At 34.3% G+C, this 12,696-nt stretch carries 11 protein-coding genes; 1 reads left to right on the top strand and 10 read right to left on the bottom strand.

Features of this window, described 5'->3' with window-relative positions; translation table 11 throughout:
- Positions 1 to 33: 33 nt before the first annotated feature.
- The 4 genes from K5V07_RS09785 to K5V07_RS09770 form a co-directional block, all read right to left on the bottom strand.
- Positions 34 to 783 (bottom strand): shikimate dehydrogenase, encoded by a 750-nt coding sequence (locus K5V07_RS09785; protein WP_221917313.1) that lies wholly within the window; start codon positions 781 to 783, stop codon positions 34 to 36.
- A complete protein-coding gene (locus K5V07_RS09780; protein ID WP_221917312.1) occupies positions 770 to 2,179 on the bottom strand; it encodes a lipopolysaccharide assembly protein LapB in 1,410 nt (469 codons plus the stop codon). Before K5V07_RS09780 ends, K5V07_RS09785 begins: the two co-directional genes overlap by 14 nt.
- Positions 2,180 to 2,324: 145 nt before the next feature.
- Complete coding sequence (locus tag K5V07_RS09775) at positions 2,325 to 3,512, bottom strand: aspartate aminotransferase family protein (protein WP_221917311.1); 1,188 nt, start codon at positions 3,510 to 3,512, stop codon at positions 2,325 to 2,327.
- Between the two features lie 125 nt (positions 3,513 to 3,637).
- Entirely contained in the window at positions 3,638 to 5,269 is a 1,632-nt protein-coding gene (locus tag K5V07_RS09770; RefSeq protein ID WP_221917310.1) for an OstA-like protein, read from the bottom strand.
- 274 nt (positions 5,270 to 5,543) lie between these two features.
- Here K5V07_RS09770 and K5V07_RS09765 point away from each other — a divergent pair, with 274 nt between their 5' ends.
- Positions 5,544 to 7,412 carry an alpha-amylase family protein gene (locus tag K5V07_RS09765; protein WP_221917309.1) on the top strand — a complete coding sequence of 623 codons (1,869 nt, stop codon included), beginning with the start codon at positions 5,544 to 5,546 and terminating at the stop codon, positions 7,410 to 7,412.
- Positions 7,413 to 7,465: 53 nt separating this feature from the next.
- Here K5V07_RS09765 and K5V07_RS09760 read toward each other — a convergent pair whose 3' ends face one another.
- The 6 genes from K5V07_RS09760 to ftsH all read right to left on the bottom strand — a co-directional run bounded on the left by K5V07_RS09760 (position 7,466) and on the right by ftsH (position 12,694).
- Positions 7,466 to 8,239 (bottom strand): superoxide dismutase, encoded by a 774-nt coding sequence (locus K5V07_RS09760; RefSeq protein ID WP_221917306.1) that lies wholly within the window; start codon positions 8,237 to 8,239, stop codon positions 7,466 to 7,468.
- Positions 8,240 to 8,246: 7 nt separating this feature from the next.
- Complete coding sequence (locus tag K5V07_RS09755) at positions 8,247 to 8,516, bottom strand: acyl-CoA-binding protein (RefSeq protein ID WP_221917305.1); 270 nt, start codon at positions 8,514 to 8,516, stop codon at positions 8,247 to 8,249.
- Entirely contained in the window at positions 8,516 to 9,169 is a 654-nt protein-coding gene (locus tag K5V07_RS09750; RefSeq protein WP_221917304.1) for a phosphatidylserine decarboxylase family protein, read from the bottom strand. The genes K5V07_RS09755 and K5V07_RS09750 overlap by 1 nt, the downstream gene beginning before the upstream one ends.
- Entirely contained in the window at positions 9,159 to 10,049 is an 891-nt protein-coding gene (locus K5V07_RS09745) for a phosphatidate cytidylyltransferase (RefSeq protein WP_221917303.1), read from the bottom strand. The genes K5V07_RS09750 and K5V07_RS09745 overlap by 11 nt, the downstream gene beginning before the upstream one ends.
- 1 nt (position 10,050) lies before the next feature.
- Positions 10,051 to 10,653, bottom strand: coding sequence for a lactate utilization protein (locus K5V07_RS09740; protein WP_221917302.1), 603 nt, complete (start codon positions 10,651 to 10,653; stop codon positions 10,051 to 10,053).
- Between the two features lie 115 nt (positions 10,654 to 10,768).
- Positions 10,769 to 12,694 carry an ATP-dependent zinc metalloprotease FtsH gene (gene ftsH, locus K5V07_RS09735; RefSeq protein WP_221917301.1) on the bottom strand — a complete coding sequence of 642 codons (1,926 nt, stop codon included), beginning with the start codon at positions 12,692 to 12,694 and terminating at the stop codon, positions 10,769 to 10,771.
- Positions 12,695 to 12,696 lie beyond the last annotated feature (2 nt).

Here is a 12,696-nt window from a genome sequence, read left to right as displayed (position 1 = left end):
AACTTTAAAAAAAAGTTTTAGCGGGATTAATTTTTACTTATTCCAAATTTTCCAAGCTTTTTCAGCTTGAAAAATAAGCATGTCTAAACCATTTTTTGTTTGAGCGCCTTGAGCAGCAGCTTTTTTCAAAAATTGTGTTTCTGCGGGGTTGTAAATCAAATCGTAGGCAATGTGCTTCTCTGTAAAAAACGAATAGGGAAGTAGCGGGAAAGCGTCAGTATTTGGGCTTGTGCCTACTGGCGTAGCATTAATTATGATTTGGTAATTATCAAATGTTGTAGCATTAATTCGATCATAACTTATACTTGTATCTGTAGCTTCTCTAGATACAAATACATAAGGAATGTCAAGCTCATCAAGAGCAAAAGCAACACCTTTAGAAGCTCCACCTGTGCCTAAAATTAAGGCTTTCTTGTGATGAGGTTGCAGTAAGGGTATCAGGGATTTTTTAAAGCCAAAATAATCTGTATTGTATCCTTTTAGTTTGCCTTTTTTTGTAACTCGAATGGTATTTACGGCACCTATCAGCGCAGCTTTTTTGGATAAGGAATCTAGATAAGGAATAACCGTTTCTTTGTACGGAATGGTTACATTAAGTCCTTGTATATCTTTGTTTTCAAACTTAATTGTTGGAAAATCTTGAATGTCTTGAATGTCAAAATTTTCATAAGTACAACCTTCAAAACCTGCAGCTGCAAATTTCTCAGTAAAATATTTTTTAGAAAAAGAATAACTGATGTTACGTCCTACTAACCCAAAACGTCTTGTATTACTCTCCGTCATTTGTACCCGTATATTTTTTGATGTGGTTTTGCACTGATTTTTTCTCCCAAACAGATGGGAAAGAATTTTTTAATAACTTTGAATTGGCTGCATTGAGACGTAAGGCATTACTCAAATGAAATTTTGCCTTCGTTGTATCGTTTAGTAAATAATATAAACCAGCTAATCGGTATTCAATTTCGTTTTCTTCAGGATAATATTCGGTAGCCTGCAAAAGTGTTTGAACAGCTGCCATAAACTCTCCTTGAAATTGTAAAATATCTACCCAAAAAAGCCAAACATCAAGGCTTGTTTCTCCATATTCAACTGCTTTTTTGTAGCCGAAGGTTGCTTCTTCAAAAAATCCCATTTTTTTGTTGATACTTGCAAATCGTTTCCAATACAGTTTGTTTTGATTGTCAATAGCAAGGGCTTTGTTTACAAAATAGAGTGCTTTTTGATAGTTTTTTTGACGTACATAAAAATCGGTTATGGCAATCCAGCCTTTATCTAGTAAAGGATCTTCATGCACGGTTTGATTATAATATTTGAGAGCTAGAGTGGTATTGCCAAGTTTTTCATGACATTTTCCCATTCGCAACAGCGCATAAGAAGTTGCATCATCTAACTCAATAGTTCTGCTGTAACTTTCAACGGCTTTTTCATAATTTTTAAGACGTTCGTATGCTTTGGCTTTTTCCATAAAAGCGCCTACAAATTCGTCGTCTATCAGCGTTGCGTATTCATAAGCACGTATAGCTTCTTCATATTCTTTTACGCTGTAATGCAAACGTCCTAGTTGGTGCCAAGCAATTTCACTATACGGATTTTTGTCAATGTATTCTTTTAGAAATTGAATTGCATCTTGATTTTGATCTAAAAATTCAAAGCAATATACCACGTTATACAACGCTGATTGATCTTCAAGATCTTCTTCAAGACAATTGATGAAATTGGTTTTTGCCAATTCAAAATTATCCATAAACAAATACTCCATGCCTATTAAATTATACACATCTGCCAGATCATCTGTATATTTAAGGGCAATTTTTAAGAGTTCAACCGCTTTTTCATGTTGGTCTCTTTTAGAGCATATATTTGCTTTTTGAATGTATATTTCTTCATTATTGGGTTCAATAGCATACAACTCATTCAATATTTTTTCAGCGAGTTCTAATTTATCATCATACACAAGCATCTCGACTTGCACGAGTTTAAGCCCTGTTGCTTTAGGATGTTGTTCCAAAGCTAATTTGAGGGCTTTTTTTGCCAAAGTGGCTTTGCCCATATCCAGATAATGAAGGATAATTTCTTCAAATTCTTCGGAGTCGAAAAAGAATACCTTGTTGGTTTTCAACATGGACTCAAATTTTGATAAGGATAAGTTATAATCTTCTTCTTCGTTGCTTAATTGCATACTTTGTGTTTTTAATTTAGCCTAACTAAAATTAGGTAATCGTGGGTGTACTGTGAGGTTAATTTAGAATTGTTGTGAACAATTTAATTAACAAAAAATTCTTTAGTTAAAACAAAGAGTAGCTCCTTGTCGAATATTTTAAAGATTAATTTTTATTCATTATTTCATCCATCACTTCTAGAATAATGCTACAACCTTCTCGTATTTCTTCTTCTGAAATGGTTAACGGAGGCGTAATCCTGATGGCGCATCCTTCAAAAAGGAGCCAGAATAAGATAAGTCCTCTATCTTGACATTTTAAAATAACCTCGTTTGTTATATCTGGGCTTTTAGTCATGGCGGCTAGCATCAATCCTTTACCTCTTATTTCTTGTATCAAAGGATGTACCAAAAGCGATCTAAATAATTTTTCTTTCTCAAGGGCTTCCTGCATGATATTAGTCTCTGTAATTTCTTGCAAAGTAGCTAAGCAGGCTGCCGCTATGACAGGATGTCCTCCAAAGGTAGTTATGTGTCCTAACTTTGGATTATCACTCAACAAATCCATTTGTGCTGATGAAGCTGTAAAAGCACCAACAGGCATTCCGCCACCCATGCCTTTTCCCATGACGACAATATCAGGAACAACATCGTAATTTTGGAACCCAAAAAGTTTTCCGGTTCTCCCAAAACCTGGTTGAATTTCATCCAGAATCATCATGGCACCTACTTCATCACAGCGTTCTCTCACTTTTTTGAGATAGTCATTGTGGGGCTGAATGAATCCCGCTCCACCTTGAATGGTTTCTAATAATACTCCTGCTGTTTTGTGCGTTATTTTAAGCAAATCAGCTTCGTCATTAAACGTGATAAACTCCACATCAGGGATCAACGGGCGAAAGACTTGTTTGCGCTCTTCAAATCCCATGACACTCATAGAACCCATCGTGTTGCCGTGATAAGCGTTGTGACACGAAATCAATTGACTTCTTCCTGTGGTTCTTCGGGCTAGTTTTAAGGCTCCTTCTATGGCTTCGGTACCTGAATTAACCAGATAGGTTTTGTCTAAAGGAGCAGGCAATAATGAGGCTAATAATTTACAATAAGCTACAGCTGGACTTTGAGAATATTCGCCGTAAACCATTACGTGTGAATATTTATCTAATTGATCTTTTATGGCTTGGTTGACTCTAGGATGCTGGTGGCCTAAGGCACAGGCTGATACGCCTGCTACAAAATCTAGGTATTTTCTAGAATCTGTTGCGTAGATGTAAGATCCTATAGCGTGTGATACCTCCATGCCTAGCGGATAGGGTGAAGTTTGTGCCTGGTATTTTAAAAAATCTGTGTTCACAAATTATTGTTTAATCGTTTATTGGATACTTTTTTGTAATAGGTAACTTTTTAATGTAACTGTTTACTGAAAAATGATACTGTTCGCTTTTCACTGTGACTGTTCACTGTGACTGCAAACTGAGACTACTTCTTTACTTTCTTTTTATCGTAATTCAGCGTTTCTTTCCTAATTTTCAACGGAATATTCCCTTTGCCTTGAGCTGATTTAGTGGCTTTGGCAATTTTTTCATTATCTTCATTTTCTTCTGGAGGAAAAATATCGTCCTTTGATTTTATACGTTCATCGCCTCGCCAAACTAGGCCTCGTAGTTTTCTAGCATTTTCGGGCAGTTCGTTTTCGGGGAAAATATCGCCATCTACATCTTGAAAAAAAGTAATGGTTTCGATCTCATTATCAGCCAGTACTAAATTTATTTTACTGCTTTTATTTTTGTTAATTCCTATCAATTCTTGTGCTTCATTACGCATGTAGTAAATGACTTCTGCGTTTTTGATAATGTCGACATCGTGTAATTTTCCTTCTAGAAATTTCCCATATAGATTTTGTCCCTTGACTTGATTGTATCCTGTTCCCAAGGTGTCTTTTGATAGAATAAAAGTATTTTCGAGTACTTTAAGAGAGTCTAATTTTTGAGTAGTTTTATCTCCTATCAAATGCATAATGTCGCCCGTAATTTGGTTTTCTGCGTTCCAAAGTATTGGATTTCCTATCATTTTTGTCAGTCCCATTTTGGTACTAGAATGTATCGAATCACATTTTCCACTCATATCCTTTTTGAAAAATCGGACGTTATTAAAGGCTCTTATGATTCTGTTTCCTTCTTTTCCAGTAACCATTAGTTTTTTTCCGTGAATATAAACCGAGTCATTTTCGACAAAATTTACTGCTACGGCTCTTTTCGTAACATACATAGAATCTTGTTTTTTAAACACTTCGGCATAATGTCCTTTGACAATACCGCGGTTTATAGAATCTGTTATTTTTACATTTCGAGTCGCCGATGCAAATTCTCTGTTTCTATCATAATACAAACTGTCACCTTTAATCACTCTGTCGTCATATTTGATATAAGATTTGTTTAGAAAGTGTGCTAGGTTCTTTTTGGTATCATAAAATCCTTTTTCGGTGTAAATGTAATTGGCTTTACTGGTAATTGTTGAGGGTCCTAAAAGATAAGAATGTCCCGAATTACTAAAATAATCCAAATGATTCGATTTGATCACATATGTAGGATTGGTAATCGTAACTGCAGTGAGGAATTGAAACTTCTTTTCCTTTACATAATACCTACCTGAATTACTCTTAAGTGTATTGTCTTTATTGGTAATAGTTCCCGGTGTATCGTAATACGCTTCTTGAATATTTCGGTCAAAATTGATGATATCTGTTACTAAGGTTGCGTCCGGCGAACTCATAACTGCGTCACCAGAAGCATATGCTTTTTTAACATTTGCATTATACTCGGCATATTTACTATTCAAAAACAAAGTATCTCCTTGTACCATTTGTACATTTCCAAAAGCTTTGATGTATTTTTCTTTTTTAAAATAATAAGCTTTGTTACAGGTAAGTACAATACCGTCGTGACTTGCTCGAACGTTTCCCATCAATAAAACCGCGTCTGGAACTTCTATGTCATTAACTTCTTCAAAATCGACATTTTCTATAACTATAACTTTTGAGGCTTGCGCCAAAACAAACTGCGAAATCAATAAAATTGCTAGTTGAGTAAGGAAAAAAAGTGTTTTTTTCAATGGATCTAATTTTTGTCAAATTTATGAAAAAGGAAACAATCCTAATCCATATTAGGATTTATTTATAATTTGTCAAAAACGGACTTTAAAGGATAGGTTTAGCTGCTAAAAGTTATCAACAAATAAAACTACTCTTTCGTTGTAGTTTGTTCACTAGCACTTAGAATGGTATAATTTTAATTGTTTTTCACTTCATCTAGTATAAAAAATATTAAATTTAAAAACTGATGTCTATTTGGTGTAAGACCTATTGACATCAGCACTAATGATAACTATGATGAAAAAAAGAACTATTGTTGCGGGTGTAGGCTTGGGATTATTGGCAATAGCCTGCAAAACAACTGATTTGAAAATGAATACTACTCAAAAAGAACCTGTTGCACGTAAAAAAGAAGTCGTGTATCAAGTTTTTACGCGATTATTTGGAAATAAAAATACCACCAACAAACCTTGGGGAACTATTGAAGAAAATGGAGTAGGGAAGTTCAACGATTTTACAACAACAGCCTTGCAAGAAATAAAGGATTTGGGTGTAAGTCATATTTGGTATACAGGAGTGCCACATCATGCTTTAATTCGGGATTATACCGCTATCGGAATTTCTAATGATGACCCAGAAGTGGTGAAAGGTAGAGCAGGATCGCCTTATGCCGTAAAAGATTATTACAATGTTAACCCAGATTTAGCTGTAAATCCTGAAAACCGATTGCAAGAATTTGAAGCACTTATTGATAGAACGCATCAAGCGGGATTAAAAGTGATTAGTGATATTGTCCCAAATCACTTAGCGCGCAAGTACGAGGGTAAAAACAATCCGGAAGGAGTTCGGGATTTTGGTGTTGATGATGATACTAATGTTGAATATAAACGAGATAACAACTTTTATTATATTCCAAATGCTAAATTTGAAGTTCCTGATACGAATGCACCTTTAAACGGAGAAGTTCATCCGTTGGTTGATGGAAAATTTGAAGAAAATCCAGCAAAATGGACTGGAAATGGCTCCCGAAAGGCAAAACCAGATAAGAATGATTGGTACGAGACCGTAAAAGTAAATTATGGGATTCGTCCGGATGGGTCCAAAGATTTTCCAGAACTTCCAGCACGATATGATAAAAAAACAGTTCAGGAGCATTTTGAATTTTGGAAAAATAAAAATGTACCCAATTCGTGGGTTAAATTCAAAGACATAGCTTTGTATTGGACAGCAAAAGGGGTAGATGGTTTCCGATTTGACATGGCTGAAATGGTGCCTTATGAATTTTGGAGTTATATGAATTCAGCCATTAAAATGAAAAATCCAGAAGCTTTTCTATTAGCCGAAGTTTACAACCCAAAAGAGTATAGAAATTACATTCATCTTGGTAAAATGGATTATTTGTATGACAAAGTAGAGACTTATGACGCTTTGAAAGCCATCGTAAAAGGTCAAGCTACACCAGATCGGTTGGTAGAAATTCAGAATGGTTTAAAAGACATTGAAAACCACATGCTTCATTTTCTAGACAATCATGATGAGCAGCGCTTAGCGAGTCCAGAATTTGCCGGATCAGCTGAAAAAGGAAAACCATTGATGGTAGTTTCAACAACCATAAGTTCAGCTCCTACCATGGTTTATTTTGGTCAAGAAGTTGGTGAAGCTGGCAATGAGAATGCTGGATTTGGAACACATTCAAGAACATCAATTTTTGATTATGTTGGTGTGCCAAATCACCAGCGCTGGATGAATAATGGCAAATTTGATGGAGCGTTATTAACAGCAAACGAAAAAGAGTTGCGAGATTTTTACAAAAGACTTCTTAACTTTTCTTTGAATAGTTCCGCATTGATGGGCGATTATCAGGAGTTGCATACTCAAAACCGTCAATTTACAAAAGGTTATGACGAAAGTATTTTTTCTTTTGTCCGTTGGTCTACAGAGCAAAAATTAATTGTTGTTACTAATTTTTCATCAGTGACCACAAGTACTTTTGAACTTAAAATTTCAAAAGACCTTATTAAAAAGTGGCAATTAATAGACGGTTCATATACTGTAAAAGATCAATTGTATCAGATGTATTCTTCAGAAGTAAACGTTTTTCAAGGAGAAGGAACCTTGCAAATTAAAATTAATCCATTAGAATCTTTCATATTACAACTGTAAGGATAAAAAAAAGCTGCTAAAAATTTTAGCAGCTTTTTTTCTTTTTAAGAGAACTATTTAATGGCTACAGCCGTATAGTTTTCTTCAATTTTATTCCAGTTGATAATATTAAAAAAATTATCAACGTAGTTTTTTCTTCGGTATTGATAATCCATATAATAGGCATGTTCCCATAAGTCAAGTGCAAGAATTGGTGTTCCTGGAATAATAGCATTTCGCATCAAAGGATTGTCTTGATTTGTAGTTGTTGTAACTTGTAATTTACCCGTTTTATCTACTATAAGCCAAACCCAACCTGATCCAAAATGTTTTGTAGCTTCATCTTTAAAAAGAGACATAAAATTACCGTAAGATCCAAAATCAGTTATCATGGCACTAGCTAAAGTATTTTTAGGCTCACCGCCAGCTTTTGGACCCATACATTTCCAAAACAAACTGTGGTTGTAGTATCCTCCCGCATTGTTACGAATTGCAGCATCATTAGGGTCTAGTTTTGCTAGCACTTCTTCTATGGTTAAGTTTTCTAGCGGAGTTCCTTTTATGGTACTATTTAAATTATTTGTGTAATTTAAATAATGTTTGGAGTAATGTAACTCCATTGTAGTAGCTGATATGCTCGGAGCTAGCGCATCATACGCATACGGCAGTTTTTCTAACTGAAACGAACCTTCATCAGCTTTTACATTATCAGGCGATCCCATAACTGTTTTTTGCTCTGTAGCAGTAGGCAAGGGGACTTCAACAACTTCTATTAATTTTTTCTCATTACAGGATACTATAAAAACTGTTGCACAAACTAATGGCAACACATAAAATGCTTTTTTCATGGGTAAATTATGATTTTATTAGTGAGTCAATGATTTCAATATAATATTGTTTGGCTTCATCAGGAGATAAATGACTTATTTGCATCCAAGCGTTTGTTTTAAATGCATCTCTCAAGTGAAACGATGAATTTTGTCTTAAATCAACAGTGCCATAAGTAGCTTGTTTGTAAAAAGCGTACAACCGCAATTGTACATCCTGTGGTAAGGATGCTTGCGTCATATCGGCTGCCTTAGCTACAGCTTCTTGGAATAAAGTATCTAAATCCTTTTTGGTCATTATGCCTTGGTTGCAATAATAGTTTTTCCTCCAATAGCCTTTTGGTTCAATTCCACATTAATAGGAGTTCCCAAAGGTAAAAATATATCAACTCTTGATCCAAATTTTATAAATCCAGCATCGGTACCTTGAGTTACTTGAGTTCCTTCTAATGCATAATTTACAATTCTACGTGCCAGTGCTCCAGCAATTTGACGGTACAAAACGCCACCAAAAGTACTATTTTCTACAACAATTGTTGTTCTTTCATTTTCTTCACTTGCCTTAGGGTGCCAAGCAACAAGAAATTTACCAGGATGGTATTTACTAAACTTAACAATTCCACTCAAGGCATATCGAGTAACGTGAACATTTATTGGCGACATGAAAATAGATACTTGAAGTCTTTTGTCTTTAAAATATTCTCCTTCATATACCTCTTCAATTACTACTACTTTACCATCAACAGGCGCAATTATTTGGTTGTCATTAATAATTACAGTTCTTTTAGGGTTTCTAAAAAATTGTAAAATGATGATCAACAGCAAAAGAGCTAGTATTTGAACAGCCATTTTGAGCCAGTTGGTCTCAATTAAATTGTCAGACAATAAAAGGACAACCGCAGTAAAAATGGTGCCTAGTAAAATAGATTGGGTTCCTTCTTTATGAAACATAATTTAAAATTTGATAGAATAAAAATATTAATGGTGCTACAAATATAACACTATCTAGTCGATCTAGTATACCTCCATGACCCGGCATGATGTTTCCGCTGTCTTTTACGTTTGCAATTCGCTTGAATTTAGATTCAATTAAATCCCCAATTGTTCCTGCAACCCCCACAATAACTGCAATTGATGTCCAAATTAGTATGGAACGTTCACTAAACTCGGGTTTGGCTTTGATGTAATATTTTGATATTAAATATCCTGCAAGAACCGCAAAGAGAAGTCCACCTAGAAAACCTTCAACTGTTTTTTTAGGAGATATTTTTTCTAGTAATTTTGTTTTTCCAATGGATTTCCCAACAATGTACGCAAAGGTATCGTTAGTCCAAATGAGTATAAATAGTCCAATGATAATTTTAGGATTGTAATCAATAACTCCAAAAGATATTTTAGTAATAAACACAAAAGGAAGGATTATGTAACCTAATAGATATAGATATTTTGACGAAGTATTAATTTTTTGGATAGAATCATAAAATAAAAAAAGAATACATTTTAAAGTTACAACAAGAGCAATGACCAGTAGAACAATATTTAATTGCTGAATATTGATGTTTAAGTCTATATCTAAGTCAAAATTAGTCTTTAAAAAAGTAACAGTTTCTTTATTATAATGGCTTACAAGTGCCACTGTAGAGTACAATGAAAAGCCAAAAATGATTGGAAACACTTTATGAATTTGTACCAGATTACAAAATTCATATATGGCAATGAGCAAAAATATACCAAAAAGTATAAAAAAAGTTTCGGTCGAATATAATATAGATATAAGTAGTAAAACTATGTAAACTACTCCAGATATTCCTCGTTTTAGAGTTTCATTCATCTTAAAGATCTTCTAAAAGCAATAAATACAGATTCTTTGCGGAACTTCCATATTGGGTGAAGTCCTCTTCTTTGGCTTTTTCGAAATACTTTATAGTTGAAATATTAGTTGGATAATCTCTTTCGTATTTTTTCTTGATGGCACTTAAACCATCGCTTTTGGTTCCCATGATTTGGCTGGCTTTAGCCAAAATAATCATGTTTGTAGGAAGATCGTTTGGTTTGTGTTGTTTGATTTGTTTGGATGAAAACAAGATAGAACCCTCTTCGGCAATCAAACTTTCACAACTAGAAAGTAAAAATTTAGGATTTTCAGGTTTGTCATATGTAAGTTTATTGTCATCAAGTAACTGGAAAAGTTCAGGATCGTAACAAAGTACTTCGCTTTCAAACCAGTCGTTTTCTTCAAGTATGTTTTCAAACTGCTCCGTAATTTCTAAGTTGTTTTCACAGTATAAAAATTTACCACCGTTTTTTTTGAAATTAAAAATAAATTGCTCGTCTATAGACACAGTTGGTTCCTTATAGTAAGTACTAAATTCACTTTCTTTTTGCTCTTCAGCAGCCGGATGACTTGAACCAAAAATTTTTCTAAAAAGACTCATATTTATTTTTGAAAACAATAATTAAAGGTATAAAAACCGTTCAAAGATAAAAAAATCTTAATTCAAAAATAGTTTTTGAATTAAGATTTTAAAAATAATTGATATTATGTATTATTTACGATACGACTTCTTCAAGGTTTTTGTCAAATGTTCTTTTACCAAAAATTGCCTCAAGATCATCTTTAAATATTACTTCTTTCTCTATTAAGATGTTGGCAAGTTGATTTAGCTTGTCTTTGTTGTCTTCTAGAATTTGAATCGCTCTTTGGTATTGGCTTTCAATTAATAACGAGATCTCCTCATCAATAACTTTTGCAGTCTCTTCAGAGTATGGTTTTGAGAAGTTATACTCACTTTGTCCTGTTGAATCATAATAGGTAACGTTTCCTATTTTCTCATTCAAACCATAAACGGTGACCATCGCGCGAGCTTGTTTGGTTACTTTCTCTAAGTCACTCAATGCTCCAGTAGATATTCTATCAAAAGTTACTTTTTCAGCAGCTCTACCACCCATTGTAGCACACATTTCATCAAGCATTTGGTCTGGACGTACAATTAGTCTTTCCTCTGGTAAATACCATGCTGCACCTAAACTTTGCCCTCTAGGTACTATTGTTACTTTTATTAATGGAGCAGCGTGCTCTAGCATCCAGCTAACAGTTGCGTGACCCGCTTCGTGTATTGCAATTGCTTTTTTCTCTTCTGGAGTTACAATTTTATTTTTCTTCTCTAAACCACCAACTATTCTATCAACAGCGTCTAGGAAATCTTGTTTATCCACTGCAGATTTGTTGTTTCTAGCAGCTATTAAAGCAGCTTCGTTACATACATTTGCAATATCAGCACCTGAAAAACCTGGAGTTTGTTTGGCTAAAAAGTCAGTATCAAGACCTTCAATTTTTTTCAAAGGAGCTAAATGCACTTTAAATATTTCGGCTCTTTCACGAATGTCTGGTAAGTCTACAAAAATTTGTCTGTCAAAACGACCAGCACGCATTAAAGCTTTATCTAGTACGTCAGCTCTATTTGTTGCAGCAAGTACAATAACATTAGAATTGGTGCCAAAACCATCCATTTCTGTCAATAATTGGTTCAACGTATTTTCACGCTCATCGTTACCGCCTGACATGTTGCTTTTACCTCTAGCTCTACCTACAGCATCAATTTCGTCAATGAAAATGATGGCAGGTGATTTTTCTTTAGCTTGTTTAAATAAGTCTCTTACACGTGACGCACCTACACCAACAAACATTTCAACAAAATCAGATCCTGATAAAGAGAAAAATGGTACTTGAGCTTCGCCGGCAACAGCTTTGGCTAATAATGTTTTTCCTGTTCCTGGAGGTCCTACAAGTAAGGCGCCTTTTGGTATTTTACCACCCAGATTGGTGTATTTTTCAGGGTTTTTAAGAAATTCTACAATTTCTTGTATTTCTTCTTTTGCACCTTCAAGACCCGCTACATCTTTAAATGTAGTTTTGATATCCGTTTTTTCATCAAAAAGTTTAGCTTTCGATTTTCCAATGTTGAAAATTTGTCCACCACCGCCAGCACCGCCACCAGACATTTTACGCATGATAAAAATCCAAACTGCGATAATTATGATGATAGGAAGTAAACTGATTAAAATATCCGACCAATTGTTTTTTGGTAAAAAACTAAAATCTTTTAATTTTCCCTCAGCAACTGCTTTTTCTAACTTGTTTTGAAAAATTTGATCGTTTCCAATGTCAAATGTATAATGAGGACCTTTATTTTGTCTATCAAAAACATCTTTGGATACTTTTTTATGAGCTACTTCTTTGATGGCATTGGCATTCAAGAAAACTTCTGCTTCGGTTTTATTATAAACAATAACTTTTTCAATTTGTCCTTTTTGTAAGTATTCGTTGAATTTTGAAGCAGTCAATTGTCCCGGCTCATTTAGCCCATTTCCTTGGAAAGTTATGCTGATGAACAAAAGAATTAAAATTACTGAAGTGTAAACAAGCCACGGGCTTACTTTAAACTTATTCGGGTTTGGATTATTTTCTTTAGCCATTA

The organism is Flavobacterium sp. CHNK8 (genome assembly GCF_019774515.1).
In the GTDB taxonomy this organism is placed as follows: domain Bacteria; phylum Bacteroidota; class Bacteroidia; order Flavobacteriales; family Flavobacteriaceae; genus Flavobacterium; species Flavobacterium tiangeerense.
The sequence above is the reverse complement of the archived record's forward strand: the minus strand, read 5'-3'. Positions and strand labels throughout refer to the sequence as shown.

Excerpts from the sequence above, each read along its gene's own strand:
- K5V07_RS09785 (WP_221917313.1), bottom strand. The coding sequence starts at position 783 with ATGACGGAGAGTAATACAAGACGTTTTGGGTTAGTAGGACGTAACATC.
- K5V07_RS09780 (WP_221917312.1), bottom strand. The coding sequence starts at position 2,179 with ATGCAATTAAGCAACGAAGAAGAAGATTATAACTTATCCTTATCAAAA.
- K5V07_RS09765 (WP_221917309.1), top strand. The coding sequence starts at position 5,544 with ATGATGAAAAAAAGAACTATTGTTGCGGGTGTAGGCTTGGGATTATTG.
- K5V07_RS09760 (WP_221917306.1), bottom strand. The coding sequence starts at position 8,239 with ATGAAAAAAGCATTTTATGTGTTGCCATTAGTTTGTGCAACAGTTTTT.
- K5V07_RS09755 (WP_221917305.1), bottom strand. The coding sequence starts at position 8,516 with ATGACCAAAAAGGATTTAGATACTTTATTCCAAGAAGCTGTAGCTAAG.
- K5V07_RS09750 (WP_221917304.1), bottom strand. The coding sequence starts at position 9,169 with ATGTTTCATAAAGAAGGAACCCAATCTATTTTACTAGGCACCATTTTT.
- K5V07_RS09745 (WP_221917303.1), bottom strand. The coding sequence starts at position 10,049 with ATGAATGAAACTCTAAAACGAGGAATATCTGGAGTAGTTTACATAGTT.
- K5V07_RS09740 (WP_221917302.1), bottom strand. The coding sequence starts at position 10,653 with ATGAGTCTTTTTAGAAAAATTTTTGGTTCAAGTCATCCGGCTGCTGAA.
- ftsH (WP_221917301.1), bottom strand. The coding sequence starts at position 12,694 with ATGGCTAAAGAAAATAATCCAAACCCGAATAAGTTTAAAGTAAGCCCG.